This window comes from Streptomyces sp. NPDC051109 (assembly GCF_044455885.1).
GTDB lineage: Bacteria > Actinomycetota > Actinomycetes > Streptomycetales > Streptomycetaceae > Streptomyces.
On record NZ_JBITFF010000014.1, the window covers coordinates 67,850 to 84,166 of the forward strand.

Annotated in this window: 13 protein-coding genes; 5 read left to right on the plus strand and 8 right to left on the minus strand. The window is 71.6% G+C overall.

The window, feature by feature from the left end:
* Positions 1 to 9: 9 nt before the first annotated feature.
* The 3 genes from ACIBAD_RS24670 (at position 10) to ACIBAD_RS24680 (ending at position 2,739) form a co-directional block, all read left to right on the plus strand.
* The gene (locus tag ACIBAD_RS24670; RefSeq protein WP_398908437.1) at positions 10 to 1,074 is read left to right on the plus strand and encodes an NAD-dependent epimerase/dehydratase family protein; all 1,065 of its coding nucleotides are present in this window, start codon (positions 10 to 12) and stop codon (positions 1,072 to 1,074) included.
* 331 nt (positions 1,075 to 1,405) lie between these two features.
* The gene (locus ACIBAD_RS24675; RefSeq protein ID WP_398908439.1) at positions 1,406 to 2,122 is read left to right on the plus strand and encodes a glycosyltransferase family 2 protein; all 717 of its coding nucleotides are present in this window, start codon (positions 1,406 to 1,408) and stop codon (positions 2,120 to 2,122) included.
* Positions 2,119 to 2,739 carry a DUF2064 domain-containing protein gene (locus ACIBAD_RS24680; RefSeq protein WP_134067554.1) on the plus strand — a complete coding sequence of 207 codons (621 nt, stop codon included), beginning with the start codon at positions 2,119 to 2,121 and terminating at the stop codon, positions 2,737 to 2,739. The genes ACIBAD_RS24675 and ACIBAD_RS24680 overlap by 4 nt, the downstream gene beginning before the upstream one ends.
* Before the next feature lie 201 nt (positions 2,740 to 2,940).
* On the opposite strand, the gene ACIBAD_RS24685 is transcribed toward ACIBAD_RS24680, so the two are convergent.
* Positions 2,941 to 3,921, minus strand: a complete 981-nt coding sequence (locus ACIBAD_RS24685; protein ID WP_134067556.1) for a zinc-binding dehydrogenase — start codon at positions 3,919 to 3,921, stop codon at positions 2,941 to 2,943.
* Positions 3,922 to 4,005: 84 nt separating this feature from the next.
* Positions 4,006 to 4,590, minus strand: coding sequence for a TetR/AcrR family transcriptional regulator (locus ACIBAD_RS24690; RefSeq protein WP_398908442.1), 585 nt, complete (start codon positions 4,588 to 4,590; stop codon positions 4,006 to 4,008).
* Between the two features lie 426 nt (positions 4,591 to 5,016).
* Here ACIBAD_RS24690 and ACIBAD_RS24695 point away from each other — a divergent pair, with 426 nt between their 5' ends.
* Positions 5,017 to 6,474 carry a glycosyltransferase 87 family protein gene (locus ACIBAD_RS24695; RefSeq protein WP_398908444.1) on the plus strand — a complete coding sequence of 486 codons (1,458 nt, stop codon included), beginning with the start codon at positions 5,017 to 5,019 and terminating at the stop codon, positions 6,472 to 6,474.
* 77 nt (positions 6,475 to 6,551) lie between these two features.
* Here ACIBAD_RS24695 and ACIBAD_RS24700 read toward each other — a convergent pair whose 3' ends face one another.
* The 6 genes from ACIBAD_RS24700 to ACIBAD_RS24725 all read right to left on the minus strand — a co-directional run bounded on the left by ACIBAD_RS24700 (position 6,552) and on the right by ACIBAD_RS24725 (position 15,082).
* Positions 6,552 to 7,508 carry a sigma-70 family RNA polymerase sigma factor gene (locus ACIBAD_RS24700; RefSeq protein WP_398908446.1) on the minus strand — a complete coding sequence of 319 codons (957 nt, stop codon included), beginning with the start codon at positions 7,506 to 7,508 and terminating at the stop codon, positions 6,552 to 6,554.
* Positions 7,509 to 7,537: 29 nt separating this feature from the next.
* The gene (locus ACIBAD_RS24705) at positions 7,538 to 8,716 is read right to left on the minus strand and encodes an NAD(P)/FAD-dependent oxidoreductase (protein WP_398908449.1); all 1,179 of its coding nucleotides are present in this window, start codon (positions 8,714 to 8,716) and stop codon (positions 7,538 to 7,540) included.
* A gap of 269 nt (positions 8,717 to 8,985) precedes the next feature.
* Complete coding sequence (locus ACIBAD_RS24710; RefSeq protein ID WP_398908664.1) at positions 8,986 to 10,623, minus strand: ABC-F family ATP-binding cassette domain-containing protein; 1,638 nt, start codon at positions 10,621 to 10,623, stop codon at positions 8,986 to 8,988.
* Between the two features lie 237 nt (positions 10,624 to 10,860).
* Positions 10,861 to 12,513 carry an ArnT family glycosyltransferase gene (locus ACIBAD_RS24715; protein WP_398908450.1) on the minus strand — a complete coding sequence of 551 codons (1,653 nt, stop codon included), beginning with the start codon at positions 12,511 to 12,513 and terminating at the stop codon, positions 10,861 to 10,863.
* Positions 12,510 to 13,475 carry a glycoside hydrolase family 26 protein gene (locus tag ACIBAD_RS24720; RefSeq protein WP_398908452.1) on the minus strand — a complete coding sequence of 322 codons (966 nt, stop codon included), beginning with the start codon at positions 13,473 to 13,475 and terminating at the stop codon, positions 12,510 to 12,512. The genes ACIBAD_RS24715 and ACIBAD_RS24720 overlap by 4 nt, the downstream gene beginning before the upstream one ends.
* A complete protein-coding gene (locus ACIBAD_RS24725) occupies positions 13,475 to 15,082 on the minus strand; it encodes a glycosyltransferase family 2 protein (RefSeq protein ID WP_134067570.1) in 1,608 nt (535 codons plus the stop codon). The genes ACIBAD_RS24720 and ACIBAD_RS24725 overlap by 1 nt, the downstream gene beginning before the upstream one ends.
* A gap of 847 nt (positions 15,083 to 15,929) precedes the next feature.
* Here ACIBAD_RS24725 and ACIBAD_RS24730 point away from each other — a divergent pair.
* Positions 15,930 to 16,292 (plus strand): DUF6193 family natural product biosynthesis protein, encoded by a 363-nt coding sequence (locus tag ACIBAD_RS24730; protein WP_134067572.1) that lies wholly within the window; start codon positions 15,930 to 15,932, stop codon positions 16,290 to 16,292.
* Positions 16,293 to 16,317: the final 25 nt, after the last annotated feature.

Here is a 16,317-nt window from a genome sequence, read left to right on the forward strand (position 1 = left end):
GTCCGTCGCATGCGCGTACTCGTCACCGGAGGGGCCGGGTTCATCGGCTCCCACATCGTCACCGCCCTCAAGGACCGAGGACACGACCCCGTCGTCCTCGACGCCCTGCTGCCCGCCGCCCACCCCGGCACGCCGCCCCTGCCCGACGCCGAGTTCGTGCGCGCCGACGTACGGGACGCCGACGCGGTCAGAGCGGCGCTCCGCGGAATCGACGCGGTGTGCCACCAGGCGGCCATGGTCGGCCTCGGCAAGGACTTCGCCGATGCCCCCGACTACGTAGGCTGCAATGACCTCGGTACGGCGGTGCTGCTGGCGGAGATGGCGGCCGCCGGGGTGGGCAAGCTCGTGCTCGCCGGATCGATGGTGGTCTACGGGGAGGGCCGGTACACGTGCGAACGGCACGGCACGGTACGCCCCGGGCCGCGTCGGGCCGGGGACCTGACGGCGGGCCGGTTCGAACCCCGCTGCCCCGACTGCGGGGCCTCGCTCGCTCCGGGTCTGGTCGGCGAGGACGCGCCGACGGATCCGCGGAACGTGTACGCGACGACGAAGCTGGCCCAGGAGCACCTCGCGGCGAGCTGGGCCCGGTGCGTGGGGGGTCGGGCGGTGTCGCTGCGCTACCACAACGTGTACGGACCGGGCATGCCGCGCGACACCCCGTACGCCGGGGTGGCCTCCTTCTTCCGCTCCGCGCTCGCCCGGGGCGAGGCGCCCCGGGTGTACGAGGACGGCGCACAGCGAAGGGACTTCGTCCACGTGAGGGACGTGGCCGCGGCCAATGCGGTGGCACTGGAGGCGGTCGGTGCCCGGACGGCGGGCGCGCTCGCCGTGTACAACACCGGCAGCGGGGAGCCCCACACGGTCGGTGAGATGGCCACGGCGCTGGCCACGGCGCACGGCGGGCCGGCGCCGGTGGTGACGGGCGAGTTCCGGCTCGGCGACGTACGGCACATCACCGCCGACTCCGCACGGCTCCGCAGGGAGCTGGGCTGGCGTCCGACGGTCGGCTTCGCCGACGGGATGGCCGAGTTCGCCCGGGCGGGCCAGCGCGAGTCGGCGGGTGCGTCCGGCTGAGCCCGGGATCCGGCCGACGTCGTCGGCCGGATCAGCACGGCCTGCGCAGGCACGTAGTCGTCCGCGCCGACCAGACGACGAGGTCGGGCCGGTGCAGGGCGGCGGACTCCAACGCGGCCGGTCCTTCCGCGGCCCGGTGCACGGTGCACGGTGCGACGACCTCCGAGACGGTCGGATCGCCGGCGGCCACCAGGACTCGGCCCGCGGCGTCTCGGGAGCCCGGCCTCGGTTGGCTTCGTCGCTGGTTGCCATGTGCCGCGCGACGCGGTGTCCGCGTTTCGTAAGGTCTTCCGGCCGCTTTCTGCGCCCTTCGGTTCCTACGGTGTGGAGGGTGACTCCTTCTGCTTGTCGTCCGCCCCGCGCGGACCTCGTACTGCCGTGCCTCGACGAGGCGGAAGCCCTCCCCTGGGTCCTGGGGCGGGTGCCGGCCGGGTGGCGGGCCGTCGTCGTCGACAACGGCTCCACCGACGGATCGGCGGACATCGCCCGCTCCCTCGGCGCCACCGTCGTGCACGAGACGCGGCGCGGCTTCGGCGCCGCCTGCCACGCCGGGCTGCTCGCCGCACGCGCCGAGCTGGTCTGCTTCTGCGACTGCGACGCCTCCATGGACCCCGGCCTGCTCGCGCCCATGGCCGAGCGGGTCGCGGCCGGCGAGGCGGATCTCCTGCTCGGCCGGCGCCGCCCGCAGGGCCGCGGCGCGTGGCCCGCGCACGCGCGGGCCGGAAACATCGCCCTGGCCCGCATGCTGCGCCGCCGCACCGGCCTGCGGCTCCACGACCTCGGACCGATGCGGGTCGCCCGCCGCGAGGCACTGCTCGGCCTGGACCTCACCGACCGGCGCAGCGGCTATCCGCTCCAGATGGTCGTACGGGCCGCCGACGCGGGCTGGAAGGTGGCCGAGACGGACGTCCCGTACCTGCCCCGCTCGGGGAAGTCCAAGGTCACCGGGACCTGGCGGGGCACCTGGCACGCCGTACGGGACATGCGCAAGGTCCTCGCCGAGCCTCCGAGCGCCCGCCCCGCACCGACCGGGGGGATCTCCGCATGAGCACCCTCCTCGTCATCGCCAAAGCACCCGTCGCCGGGCGCGTGAAAACCCGACTGACCACGCGGTTCACCCCGCAGCAGGCAGCCGACCTGGCCCTCGCCTCACTCCAGGACACCCTCGCGACGGTCCTGGCGACCCCGGCCGAGCGGCGTGTCCTGGTCCTCGACGGACAGCCGGGTCCCTGGATCCCGGAGGGCATCGAGGTCGTCCCGCAGTGCACAGGTGGCCTGGACGTCCGACTGGCCGCGGCCTTCGCCCTGGCCGAAGGGCCGGCCCTGCTGATCGGCATGGACACCCCACAGGTCACTCCCGGCCTGCTCGCGCCCGGGCTCGACTTCACCGAGGCGGACGCCTGGTTCGGGCCCGCCGACGACGGAGGGTTCTGGGCCCTCGGCCTCGCCGTCCCCGACCCGGCCCTGCTGCTCGGCGTCCCGATGTCCGTGGACCACACCGGCGAGGTCCAGCGGCAGCGCCTGACCGGTGCGGGGCTTTCCGTACGGGACTTGCCCGAGCTGTGCGACGTGGACACGCCCGCCGACGCGGAACGGGTCGCGGCCGCAGCCCCTCGGACGCGCTTCGCCGCCCTGCACCACGGCCTGTGCGCGGTGACGCGATGACCGCCCGGCTCGCCGGGCCCGTGGGCCGTACCGAGCGGGCGGGCGGCAGGTCCCCGCGCCGGTCGGACTTCGTGCACCTCACTCGCTGACGGGATGCCGAGCGGCGAACAGCCGGGGGGGATCCGCAGCAGTGCGGATCCCACCCGGAGTCGCTGACTCTCGCCAGGCACCCCTCGCTGGGCCGCCGGAGGGGCTGGGGCTTCAGCCGACGGTGACGACCATCTTCCCGAGGGCTTCTCCGGCTTCCATGGCCCGATGGGCTTCCACGATCTCCTCGAACCGGAAGACGCGGGTGGGGCGGGCCCGCAGGACACCGGCCTGGACCTTGGCGTAGATCTCGTCCAGCGGTACGTCGGTGAGCGGGAATGCGGGGGTGCCCAGGACGAAGGCGCTGCCGAAGAAGCTGAGCCGGACTCCGCTGGGGAGGTCGGCGATCGGGTCGAAGTCGCGTACGGGCTCGAAGCCGCCGAGGAAGCCGAGCTGGCAGACCCGGCCGCGCGGCCGGACCAGGGCCAGAGAGTCACGCAGGACGCTGTTGCCGACGACGTCGAACACCGCGTCGACGCCGACCTCCCGCTCCGCGACCTGGGCGGCGAGCGCGCCGTCGTCGATGAGCACGTCGGCGGCGCCGAGTTCCCTCAGCAGGGGCGCCCGCAGCGGGTCGCGGGTCGTGGCGAGGACGATCGCGCCGTGGTCGACCGCCAGGTTGACCGCGGCCTGGCCGAGCGAGGAGGTCGCTCCCCTCACCAGGACGGTCTCGCCCGGCCGCAGGTCCAGATTGCCGAACAGGCCGCTCCATGCCGTCGCGTACACCTCGGGAACCGCCGCGAGATCGGCCCAGTCCAGCGGAGAGCGGACGGCCACCACATTGGTCGCCGGTACGGTCACCAGCTCCGCGTAGCTTCCGTTGCGGGTCCGCCCCATGCCGCCGAGTATCGCCACGACCCGTGTCCCGACGGTGAGTTCGCCGGACGGGTCGGCCTCCACCACGCCGGCGCACTCGATTCCGGGGACGGCGGCGACCTTCCCCCAGGCACCGCTGCGCATGTACGCCTCGGCATGGTTGAGGCCGAACGCCTCGACCCGGATCAGCACTTCGCCGTCGGCGGGCACGGGGTCGGGCAGTTCGGTGAGGGTGAGCACCTCGGGTCCGCCGTGGGCGGAGATGACGATGGCCTTCATGTACCGAGTCCATTCTTGAGCGGCTATTCAACTATCGGTGCGAAGAAAGGGGCCACCGCGAACGGTGGCCCGTGCGCCTCGCCGTCAGGCGAGAGCGGTAAAGGCGTTGTCGACGATCGCGCGCAGGAGCGCCTCGTCGGGGTTCGCCTTCCCGACGACCATGAGCCCCTGGCAGGTGGCCACCAGCAGCTTGGCGCTGCCGGCGCAGTCCAGGGAGGCGCGGACCTGCCCCCTGCGGACCGCGTTCTCCAGCGCGTGCGTCATGCACCGCTCCAGCCGCGCCAGGTGGCCGCGGACCACGGCCGCCGCCTCGTCGTCCTCGGCGGCGTTCTCGATGGCCGTGTTGACGAGCAGGCAGCCCTGCCGGCCCTCGGGGCTGAGCAGATCGCGCACCAGCCCGTCGAAGTAGCCGCGGATCTCGCCCACCGAGGCGCCAGAAGCCTCCAGTTCGCCCAGCTTCTGGGGCACGACCAGCTTCGAGTACCGCTCCAGCGACTTCAGGAACAGGGCACGCTTGCCGCCCGGGAAGGCGCTGTAGAGGCTGCCGGGCTTGACCCCGGTCGCCTTCACCAGGTCCTCGACGGACACTGCCCGGTACCCGCGCTCCCAGAACCGCAGCATGGCCACGTTCAGAACGGCATCGGGCTCGAACTCTCGTGGTCTGGGCATGAGAGGAAGATACATGAATGACCATTCAAGAACAACGCGCCGGCACCCCCTCCGCCCGGGGCCGCCGGTCCGGCCCGTCGGCCCCGGGCGGGCCGGGGTTCCGCAGGAGCGCAGCGTGAAGGGGTCGCGGATCTTCGGAGATCGCACGGCGAGGTGCAGGATCAGCGAGCCCAGGAGGAGCCGGCAGACGGCAATGGCCAAGGCCAAGGCCAAGACCAAGGCCAACGCGGCCGCCGACGGCGATCCGGGGCGGGCATCCTGCAGGCGCGCCTTGAAGGCGACGGGCGGCCCGGAGGGCAGGGTGAAACGCATGCCCCCATCGCACCCCCGACGAGGCCCGAGCAGGCTGCCGGAACACCTTACGGAACACGGACATCCGAGACGGCACGGCCCACGGGAGAGCCGATCCCTGGAACGATTCCGCAGGTGAAAGCCCTCACCGCCCTCACCACCCCCACCTCCCCCACTCCTCGCACCGCGCCGGTGACCACCGCCCTCGCCCTTGCCGCACTCACGACGCTCCTCGCCCGCACCATCCTGTACGGGGGCTATTCCAGCGACCCCGTCGGACTGTTCTGGTGGTACGCGGCCTGCTGGGTGCTCTTCACCGTCGCGCTGCTGGCGCTGCGCCGGGTCCCGGCCCGCCGCGTCGCGTGGCTGATCGCCGCGGGGGCCGTCGCCGTCACCCTGACCGGGCTGATGGGGCCGCCGCGGACCAGCACCGACTCCTACCGCTACGCCTGGGACGGCAGGGTCCAGTCCGCCGGCGTCTCCCCGTACGACCACACCCCCCAGGATCCGGCGCTCGCCCGGCTCCGCGACCCCTGGCTCTTCCCCACCGGCGCAGCCTGCAAAGGGCCCGACCGCCCCGCCATCCCCCACACCGGCAGCGAGCCCCACTGCACCCGCATCAACAGGCCCGCCGTCCCCACCATCTACCCGCCAGTCGCCGAGGTGTACTTCCTGGCCGTCGACCGGCTCTCCCCCGCCGACTCCCGGCACAAGCCGCTCCAGATCGGCGCCGCCCTGATCTCCCTCGGCGTCACCGGCGCCCTCCTCCTGATCCTGCGACGGCGCGGCGACGACCTCCGCAAGGCCGCGTACTGGGCCTGGTGCCCGGCCGTCCCCGTCGAAGCGGTCAACAACGCGCACGTCGACGTCCTGGGCGTGCTCCTCACGGTCGCCGGCCTCGGCCTCGTCGCCTCCCGGGCGCCGGCCCGGCGGGCGGCGGGCGGCGTGCTGATCGGGGCCGCCGTCGCCGCCAAGCTGATGCCGGCCGTCGTCCTCCCCGGGGCGCTGTCCGGGGTCCGCCGCGTCCGTGACGCGGCCGCCGTACTCCTGCCCGCCGCCGCCTTCGTCGTGGTCGCCTACCTCCCGTACGTCCTCCTCTCGCACGGATCGGTCTTCGGCTACCTCGGCGGCTACGTCGAGGAGGAGGGCTACGACGACGCCTCGGCCGGGTCCCGCTATTCGCTCCTGCGCCTGGTCCTGCCAGACACCTGGGCCTTCCCCGTGCTACTCGTCATCGTCGCGGCAGTGTCCCTGTACGTGATGTGGCGCGGAGACCCGCGACGCCCCTGGAGCGGCGCTCTGCTGGTCACCGGCTGGACCTTCGTCCTCCTCACCCCCGGCTACTCCTGGTACGCGCTGCTCCTGATCGCCCTCGTGGCGCTGGACGGACGCTGGGAATGGCTCGGCATCCCCCTCGCCGGCGCCGCCGTCTACGTCCTCGCCCCGACGCTCCACTTCCAGCCTTCGCTGAGCAACATCGCGTACGGCGCGGCGGCGGCCCTCGTCCTCCTGATGGCCTGGGTCCGGCGGCGAGCCAGGGTCAGGGGTGCCGGGGCCCCGGCCACGGCGTCGCAGCATCCGTACCCGGTCTGAATCCCCTGCCGGCCCCGGGAACCCGGGAACGGTTCGACACGGTGCGGGTGCTGCGTCTGGCCGCGGCGGGCGCCGGGTCACCACTCGGTGATGAGCGGCGGCGCGTCCGGTTCATGCTGCCGCCAGGCGTCGGTGAGGCGGAGGAGGCGGGCAGGGGCGGCGATGCCTCGCACGGTTTCGATCTTGCCGTCCTTGACGTCGAACGTCACCGCGCCGACGACCTTGCCGCCCGGCACGAAGAGGAGGGCGGGGGCGCCGTTGACGAGCGCGAAGTGGACCTCGGAGACCCCTCCGGCGAGTCGCTGCTTCGCGGGCGTGGACCTGAAGCCGGCCCGTGCGACGGCGGCGATGCGCTCCGGAGTGTCGTACTGCAGCAGCTTCCTGGTGAGGCCGGCGCCGTCGGAGATCGCGGTGGCGTCGTCGGTGAGCAGCGCCACCAGCCGTTCGGTGCGGCCCGAGGAGGCGGCGGCGAGGAATTCCTCGACGATCCTGCGCGCGGAGGCCGGGTCGAGTTCGCCGCTGCCGCGGCGCGCCGTGGTGATGCGGCGCCGGGCCCGGTGGAGGTGCTGCTGGCTTGCGGCCTCGGTGATGTCGAGGATCTCGGCGATCTCGGCGTGGCCGTAGGAGAACGCCTCGCGCAGGATGTAGACGGCACGCTCCAGGGGTGAGAGGCGTTCCATGAGGGTGAGCACGGCGAGGGAGACCGTTTCGCGCTGCTCGAACGTGTCGGCCGGGCCGAGCATCGGGTCGCCGTCGAGGAGCGGTTCGGGCAGCCAGGCGCCGACGGTGCGTTCGCGGCGGGCCCGTGCCGAGCGGAGCCGGTCGAGGCACAGGTTGGTGACGACCTTGGTCAGCCATGCTTCCGGCACCTTGATCCGCTGCCGGTCGGCGGCCTGCCAGTGCAGGAACGCGTCCTGTACGACGTCTTCGGCGTCGGCGGCCGAGCCCAGCAGTCGGTACGCCAGCGAGGCCAGCCGGTTGCGGCCGGCCTCGAACCGACTGGTGTCGAAGCGGTCGGGGGCGTTGCTGTCCACGGGGATCGACCAAGGGGGTGTCTCGCCGATCATGCCGGGCTCGCGGCGGCCAGGTGGCGCTTGCGCTGCGGCAGGCCGAACGTGGGGTGCGAGGTGGTCCACAGCGACATCTTGAGGATGGCCGCCTTGATCCGCGCGGCATTCCGGCCGGCCACGTACTTCGGCTTCGCCTGCGCCTCGCCGTCGACCATCTGCAGGATGCCGTCCCGCCGCCCGAGGCTGATGTGGTTGCCCGGGTAGCCCAGCTTGACGTTCGCCGTCTTGCCGCCGGTCAGGCTTCCCACGATGGCCTTCACCGCCTGCAGGCCGGTGAAGCCGGCGGAAGCGCAGGACATCGGCAGCGGCCGGCCGTTGTCGCCGATGGTGTGGGCGCTGTCACCGGCGGCGTAGACGTTCGGGTGCGAGAGCGACCGCATCGTGCGATCGACGACGATCCGACCGTCGCCGGTGACCTCCAGTCCGGCTGCGGCGGCGATGGGGTCGACCGCGAACCCGGCCGTCCACACGGTCGCGTCGGACGCCAGGGTGGTCCCGTCGGCGCACCGCACCCCCATCGCTTCGACGGCCTCGACGCTGGTGTGCTCCAGGACGGTGATGCCCAACCGGTCACAGGCTCGGCGCAGGTGGCGCCGGGCCCCAGTGGAGAGCGGGGCGCCCAGCTCGCCGCGGGCGACCAGGGACACCGACAGGCCGGGCCGGGATTCGGCGATCTCGGTGGCGGTCTCGATGCCGGTGAGCCCGTCGCCCACCACCAGGACGCTCCCGCCTCCGTCCCGCTTGCCCAGGCCGTCCAGGTGCTCGCGCAGGCGCAGCGCCGCCGGACGACTGGTGACGTGGAAGGCGTGTTCGGCGACGCCGGGGACGCCGTGGTCGGCGACGCGGCTGCCGAGCGCGTAGAGAAGCGTGTCGTAGCCGAGCTCGCCGCCGCCGTCGGCGTCGGCCACGGCGACGACCTGGCGCTCGGGGTCGACGGCGGTGACACGGGCCAGGCGCAGCCGTATCCCCGTGCCCGCGAAGACGTCGGCGAGGTGCGGTGCCTCGATCTCCTGACCGGCCGCGAGCTGGTGCAGCCGCAGCCGCTGGACGAAGTCCGGCTCGGCGTTGACCACGGTGATCTCCGTATCCGCCGGGGACAGCCGACGGGCCAGGGTCCCGGCGGCGTAGGCCCCGGCATATCCGGCGCCGAGGACGACGATGCGGTGCTTCATGTGATGCTCCTGTCGGCTCGCTTGCTCTCGGTGACTTGAGCGGAACAGCGCCCCGATTGCTGACAGGAACCTCGTGTGACATGGGCCACAGACTGCAAGGGTGTCGTCCGGCGGACGCGCGCCACGACCAGGAGGCGCAGTTGCAAGCCGAGCTGCTTTCCTCCGACGCCGGCGCCACCAAGGCGCCGGAGCCGGCCGTTCGATCGCGTGGTCTTCGCGCAGCAGGCGCGCGGCGGTCCCGGCCGCGTTGAACCCGGCCGCACCGGCCCCTAGGCGCGTCGTGCCGAGCCCTCGACCGGCGAGCCCGCGCGCAGTTCCAGCCGCGGGCCGGTGAAGGTCGAGCGGAAGCGGTGGTCGTGCGAGACGGCGACCACCGCGCCCGTGAAGGCTGCCAGTGCCTCCTCCAGTTCCTCGACCAGCGCGGGCGCCACGTGGTTGGTCGGCTCGTCCAGGACGAGCAGGCCCGCCGGGCGCGTCACGAGCCTGGCCAGCTCCAGCCGCCGGCGCTGGCCCGCCGACAGGGCGGAGACGGGTACGTGCAGGTCCTCCGCACGGAACAGACCGAGGGAGAGGAGTTCCTGCGCGTACTCCTCGGGATCTCCGGGGCGCCCGGCCGCGAAGCCGTGCAGCAGCGGGTGCCGGGGGGCATCGAAGGCGATCTCCTGAGGCAGGTAGCCCACCGCGGTGTGGCGCAGCACCGTGCCCCGGTCCGGCGCGATATCGCCGGCCAGGACCCTCAGCAGGGTCGTTTTCCCGGCCCCGTTCGGGCCCGACACCAGCAGTCGTGCGCCCGGCCCGATGGCGAGTTCCGGCAGCGACAACCGCCCCTCGACCACGACCCCGGCCAGTTCGGCGACGTACGGGGTGTCCTCGGGCAGGGCGGTGGTGTCCTCGTCGATCCGCGTGGTGAACCGCAGTGGCTCGGGCGGCGCCGCTACCGGCTCGCGCAGGAGCTGGTCCAGATGCCTCCGTGCCGCCCTGACCTGCCCGGACAGTTTGGCGTCGTGCGAGCGCCGGTGCTTGCCGAAGCCCTCGCGCGGGTCCTTGCCCGTGGCTGCCAGCCGCTGCCCGGCGGACTCGACCAGGCGCTGGGTGCGGGCGAGCGCGTCGAGGTACTCCTGGTGGCGCTGCTCCCGGCCCCGGCGGGCCGCGGCCCGGGCGGCGCGGTAGCCGGCCCAGCCGTCCCCGTACCGGGTGACGGTCCGCAGATCGCGGTCCACTTCCAGCACGGTCGTGGCCACGGCCTCCAGGAACGCCCGGTCGTGGGTGACGACGACCAGCGTGCCGCGGTGCGCGCGCAGCCGCTCCGCCAGCCAGGTCACGGCGGGCTCGTCGAGGTGGTTGGTCGGCTCGTCCAGCAGCAGCAGTTCCGGGGCCGCGCCCAGGACGCAGGCCAGGGCGAGCCGTGACTGTTCGCCGCCGGAGAGCGAGCCGAGGGGCCGCTCCACGCCGATGTGCCCGATGCCGAGGCCGTGGCGGGCCGCGTCCGTGCGGGCGTCGGCCGTGTAGCCCTCGCGGGCCTCGAACGCGGTGAGCAGGTCGCCGTACGCGTCGAGTTCCGCGGGCCCGGCGCCCGCGAGCGCGGCTTCGGCGGTCCGGATGCGGGCCTCCAGCGTGCGCAGCTCGTGCAGGGCGGCGTCGACGGCGTCCTGGACCGTACGCTCCGGACCGAGGTCGAGGGTCTGCGCGAGATGGCCGACGCCGCCGGGGAAGGAGAGGGTGACCTGGCCGTGGTCGGGCTGCTCGGCCCCGGCGATCAGCCGTAGCAGGGTCGACTTGCCGGAGCCGTTCTCGCCGATCACGGCGGCCTTCTCGCCGGGTCGCAGGGTCAGGGAGACCTGGTCGAGAACGACGCGGTCGCCGTAGGCCTTGCCGACGCCGCTGAGGGCCAGCTGGGAGACGGGCACTGCGGGGCGACGGGCGGACGGGGAGACGGGAGCGGGGACGGTGGGGCGCATGAGGTTCCTCGGGGTACGTGGGCCTTCTTCCTGCGTCGGGCTGCGCCGACGGGCGGCCCGGCGGGGGCCGCATCCGTCCGGCGCACCGGGGATCGTCAGAGGAAGAAGTAGTGCACGCACATGCGAACAGCCTACTGCGAACCGGACCGTCTCGTCTTCCTGATTGACCGGAGGCAGGCCACGCGACTATCGCCTCGACCAGATCCGGTAGCGGCCGTCGTGCTCACCGCGGGGCACGGCGCGCAGCAGGTGGTCCCGGACTCCGTCGCCGGCGCTGTGGAACGGCAGGGCGGCGAGGAGACGGTAGTGCGGATTCCGTTCCAACGCGTCCGCGATGACGCCGTTCATCCGCGGGTTGGTGACCCCGTCGAGGACGACGAGGTCGAACTCACCGTCGCGCAGCGCCTGCCGGTAGGCGTCGGCGCCGGTGTGGCGGGCCCCCCGCCGGTCCGTGTACTGCATGCCGAAGACGCCCTGCCACTGGCGGTGGGACGTCCTGTCACGCAGGTGGTACGCGGGCACTTCGGGCGTCGAGCTGAGGTAGTGGCCCTCGCGGTCGACGTGGGAGGAAATCGTCCGGATCATCGTCGAGGAGTCGGGCCGGCTCTCGAGGCGCCAGTCCGCCTGCGCCATACCGATGCACAGCATCGCCGACCACAGGGCGATACCGAGGTGGGTGTGGCGAAAGTGCGCGCCCACAAGTCGCGTCAGGCCCACGCCTGCCATCGGGGCGGCGAAGAGGAGGCCGAAGCCCACGTGTTCGAACAGCGCCACGACCGTTCCCGAATGCATCTGGTACGCGGGTGCGAGCAGCGCCGTGGCACACAGCAGCGCACCGAGCAGCGACCGCTGGACGGGTCCCGGACCGCCGGCCCCGGGGGCGGGCGGTGACTCGTGCAGGCGATGTCGCCGGGCGTACGAGATCGCGCCCGCGACCGCCGCGAGGAACAGCGGGCCTCCCCACGCGACCGACTGCTCAAGCAGGAACACGACACCGTCGGAACCGTGTTCACGGCTGGTCGGGGCCTGGCGCACGCCCGCCGACAGATCGGTGCCGTACACGCCGAGCACGAGGAGAGCGCTCACACCGAGGCCGAGCAGCGAAGACCGGAGGAGCGCGCCGCCGCGCCGATGGGGCAGCGCGGTGAGCAGCGCCAGCGCGACGATGGTCGGCAGGTACAGGCCGGCCGCGTACGTCACACCGACGGCCAGGACCGCGACGGGTGCGGCGAGGAGCACGCTCGGAGCGGACATGCCGGCGGTGCGCACGACGATCCAGGTGGCCCAGGCCAGGAGGAACACCGCGGGGGCGTCGTAGGTGGCGAAGTGCCCCATGACGATGGTCGACTGCACCACGGAGAACAGGCCTGCGGCGGCCAGCCCTGCCCGCTCGCTGAAGAGCCGCCGGGTGAACGAGTACAGCAGCGCAGTGGTGCCCAGCATGAAGAGCAGGCTGAGCAGGCGTACGCCGGACAGCCCGAATTGGCTGTCGACCACGGCCGCGAGCACGGGGTACAGGCGTGGCGAGCCGGAGAAGTACGCGGCGTGGTCGATCTGCACCGGTGTTCCGTGGAGCAGGCGGCTCACCTCGGCATGACCGGCTGTCAGGGAGAGGGCCTCCTCCTCGAACGCCGTGTTCGACAGCCTCAGCGACAGCATCGCCTGGAAGGCCAGGATCGTCAGCAGGACGGCCCGGCTGACCCGGGTGCGCCGTCGGCATCCGGCCGCACTCCACGCGACCGTGGGTGCCTTCGGCGGCTGGTGAGCCGGCGCATGGTGGTCGCCGGCCTGCGCGGGGACGGGGGAAAGGGTCCGGGAAGCGTGCTGCGTGCGTGTCATCGAAGCCTCCGCACATCGAAGCCGTAGAGGTCGTCGGCGCTCATGCGCCGGAACTCCGCGACGCCCTCCGGGCTCGCGTCCATCCGCCAGTCGGCGCGTGCCTTGTGGTCGAACCACGCGAACCCGATCACGCCCGGGGAGGCGGAGACTCCTTGGAACAGGGCGCGCACGTCGCCCTTGCGGTGCGGGCCGGGCATGGCGGCGGTCTCCAGGAGGAGTCGCGGCTTCTGGCTGAAGCGCGCGATCTCCGTCAGGGTCGCTCCGAACAGGCCGTCGAAGGAGTGCGGGTCCCAGTCCGTGAAGTAGCCGACCAGACCGACCCAGTCGACGTACGCGTCGCCGGGATAGAAGGCGCTCAAGTCCGTGTGCGTGCCCGGTCGGAGGATGTTCGGTGTCCAGGTCCAGATCACGTTGGTGGTCCCGGCGGCATCGAAGAGGTCGTGGATGTGGCGCCAGGCCCTGACGTACTCCTGCGGCGTGGTCTCGGAGGTCCCCCACTGCTCCCAGTCGCCGTTCATCTCGTCCGCGAAGCTGATCGCGATCGGGACGTTCAGTCTCCGGACCGCCTTCGCGTATTCCCGGAGATAAGTGTCGGAGGCGCTGTCGGCGATGCGGGTGAGCGTCGTGCCGTGCGGCTCCCAGGAGACGGCTGTCATCGCCCCCGAGTTCCAGGCGTTGCGGGTGCCCGAGGCATCGAAACCGTCGCCCCAGCCCGCGAAATAGACGATCAGGTTCGGCTGCTTGCCGACCTTCCGAGCCCAGTCACGCACCGGCTCCATGGAATGCGGGGCCTTGGGCCGGGAGACGCCGAAGTACTTCTTCGACGGGTGCAACAGGGGGCGTACGTCGTACGGCGAGGTCTCGGGAGCCGCCGCGGCACCGACGTCGCGTCCGGACGCCCCGGTCATCGAGGCCGTGAGGGTCATCAGCGCGACGACTGCGAGGGCGCGCGTCACGCGCATCACGGGGTTCCCATCGTACGAGGCTGCAGCAGGGCTCTCGCGACGACCGCAGCGTAGAAGAGTCCGGAGGAGAGGAGAAGGACGAAGTCGACGGGGTCGAGGGTGAGGGTGCGCCAGGCGGCGGCGCCCACCCACAGCAGCGCGGTCCCGCCGCCCCACGACCACAGGCCGATCCGGTGCCGCTTGGTGCCGCCGCGCTTCGCGCCGCGAGAACCGGTCGCCTGCCAGCCCACACGCCGCCCGCGCACGATGTCCCAGATCGCGAAGGTGTGTGCCCAGCCGTACATCATCCGCACGGCCCAGGCTTCGAGGCGGTAGGGAACCTTGTGCCACAGGGGGAAAACGGTGGTCGTGTACACGACGCTGGGCAAGACCAGCCACAGGGTCTCCGCGCTCGGTTTCTCCGGGAACGCCAGCAGGAGCAGGATCGGAACGAGGGGCGCGACGAATGTGAACACGGCCGTGTGGATGTAGTAGAGGAAGCCCGAAAGATAGCAAAGCCTGCTCGAAACGCGCATCTTCGCCCGCCAGAACTTGGAACTGCACAGCAAACTCATCGAGCCGGCGCACCAGCGGTATTGCTGATGGAAGAAGGCCTCCGCGTCGTCCGGGCACACACCCGTCGACAGCGCGATCGGCACGTAGCGCAGGTCCCACCCGAGGCACCGCAGGTCGAATCCCGTGTGGACGTCCTCCGAATGCTCGATGAGCGTGGTGCCGCCGTTCTCTTTCAGCGCCGCCCGCCGATAGACGGCGCAACTTCCGACGCAGATCGCCCCGTCGCTGCTCTGCCGGGAGACTTGGACAGCCCGGTAGAAGAGTTCCTGGACGGCGCCGGCACCTCGTTCGATCCAGTTCTGGGCGTCCAGCACACGGAAGTACTGGGGGGACTGGACGATGGCGAGGCGCTCGTCCTCCGCCAGATACGGAAGGAGTTCGTGGAGCAGATCCGCGCGCGGGGCGAAATCGGCGTCGAGAACCAGGATGTACGCCCCCTGGGTACGCTCGAACCCGAAGTGCAGATTGCCGGCCTTCTTGAACCAACCCCGGTTGGCGCGGGTGGCGTATCGGAATCCGAACTCAGCTGCCATGGCCCGCAGTTCGGGGCTGGCCGAATCGTCCAGGACGAACGGCTCACACATCCCCGGGTAGCGGGCCACGAGTGCACGCACACGGGTCCAGGTGTTGCGCAGGATCTCGATCGGCTCGCCGCACACCGGAAGGAAGACGTCCACCGACGGATAGACTTCGGGGCGCCAGGCACCCACGAGCCTTTTGTGGCGTGAGAGATCGAAATCACGACTGAACAGATTCACCCGGAGCGAGATCAAGTAATAGAGGACGGTGAATGCCAGAAGCGGGTAGAAGTATCGCAGCAGCGGCGTCGAGGAGAAGAGTCGGAACTGGCTCACGGTGAGGCAGCCGATGCTCACCAGCGACGCCACTGTCAACACCCATAGACGGCGTCCGACATAGCAGTACTTCTCGACGTCCGACGGCGGCACCGGCAACAGATCCGAGTCGGCAGATCCGCGGGGACGCCGCTCAAGGGTCTGTTGTTTGTGTGCGGCGGACCGCACCGCGCGGACGGCTTCGACTGAACTCATGCAGGTCTCCCGGACCAACCGCCTCGTAGGGGTCGAGGTCAATATGCCGGGACCATAGGGTGAGACCTGCGATCACCAAAGATAACTCGGTCGAAGGTAGCGATAGTTAACCCGAATTAACGTAACCGCTACCCGAAACGACACAGGAGGCCGTTCATAAGATATTCGAACCACGTTGCCGCGTTCCGGAGCCACTACGGCTCGTACTCGGACGTGTGGCGGACGACTCCCTCCCCTGAGGGCCCGCCCAGCGGATCAGGTACCGCCGGACAGGCCCCCGAGTCGGAGGGACTCGGCGCCTTACACTTCGGCGATCAGTCGCACCGGCCGCACAGGTATTCGCGCGGCAAGGAGGACCGAGGATTCGCCACCCCCGGCACGGGGGCCCACCGGCCGCGGTGCGCCCGGTGCGACGGCGGACCGTACGGCGACTGCCAGGCCGGCCGGTCGCTTCGACCGGAGACACCCAGGTCGAGGAGCTTGTGGTGCGCGTTGGCACGGAACTTCCCGTGCGCCCTGAAGTACGCGGAGGGACACCCGCGGCAACCGGGGAGAACGATCGGCAGGTAGGTGGGAACGACCACCCGGGTTCGTGACATGGAGATACACCGTTTCCAGTGAGAAGACCGCAGCGAAAAGGGGGCGCGGCGCACAGGTGCGACGCGCGACGGTTCAGCGCTCGGGGGTCTCACCTGGTGTACAACGGCACGTCCTTCCCAGGGGCGACTACGGTCGGGAGCACGCTAACGGCCCACGGGTGTACGGTGCCACTGAATTGGCGAATCCACACGCACTTGACGGCGGCTGACGGTTGCTCCGGCAAGCGCCACTGCCGATGATCAATGACATGAGTACGGAAACCGTGGTCGAGAAGACCTGGCGCATGTTGTTGGAACGCCACCCCGAAGCCCGCCGCGGGGATCCTGAGGTGATCGAAGCCGCGTCCGCAGAGCCGCGTCTGCGCCGGCTGTTCCCCTTTCCGAGCCACGGCTCCCTGAGCTTCCACCGGAACACCGACTTCCCATGGAGCAACGACCTTCCCCGCATAGCCGGCGAAGCAGGGGCCTACTTGGTGTACGGCGCCGACCACGCCGAACTCCTCGGCATGGTGGCCACACCCCAGGAGGCCGCCGCGCTCGTCGTCGCACACCTCCCGAGCGACTGCGGGGCCGCCGTGGAGGGTCCCTGGCAGGGGTCGAACGCACTCTGAACCACGGCGAAACGAAGGGACGCCG

Coding starts and splice junctions, on each gene's coding strand:
- ACIBAD_RS24670 (WP_398908437.1), top strand. CDS start 10: ATGCGCGTACTCGTCACCGGAGGGGCCGGGTTCATCGGCTCCCACATC.
- ACIBAD_RS24680 (WP_134067554.1), top strand. CDS start 2,119: ATGAGCACCCTCCTCGTCATCGCCAAAGCACCCGTCGCCGGGCGCGTG.
- ACIBAD_RS24685 (WP_134067556.1), bottom strand. CDS start 3,921: ATGAAGGCCATCGTCATCTCCGCCCACGGCGGACCCGAGGTGCTCACC.
- ACIBAD_RS24690 (WP_398908442.1), bottom strand. CDS start 4,590: ATGCCCAGACCACGAGAGTTCGAGCCCGATGCCGTTCTGAACGTGGCC.
- ACIBAD_RS24705 (WP_398908449.1), bottom strand. CDS start 8,716: ATGAAGCACCGCATCGTCGTCCTCGGCGCCGGATATGCCGGGGCCTAC.
- ACIBAD_RS24715 (WP_398908450.1), bottom strand. CDS start 12,513: ATGACACGCACGCAGCACGCTTCCCGGACCCTTTCCCCCGTCCCCGCG.
- ACIBAD_RS24720 (WP_398908452.1), bottom strand. CDS start 13,475: ATGCGCGTGACGCGCGCCCTCGCAGTCGTCGCGCTGATGACCCTCACG.
- ACIBAD_RS24725 (WP_134067570.1), bottom strand. CDS start 15,082: ATGAGTTCAGTCGAAGCCGTCCGCGCGGTGCGGTCCGCCGCACACAAA.
- ACIBAD_RS24730 (WP_134067572.1), top strand. CDS start 15,930: ATGAGTACGGAAACCGTGGTCGAGAAGACCTGGCGCATGTTGTTGGAA.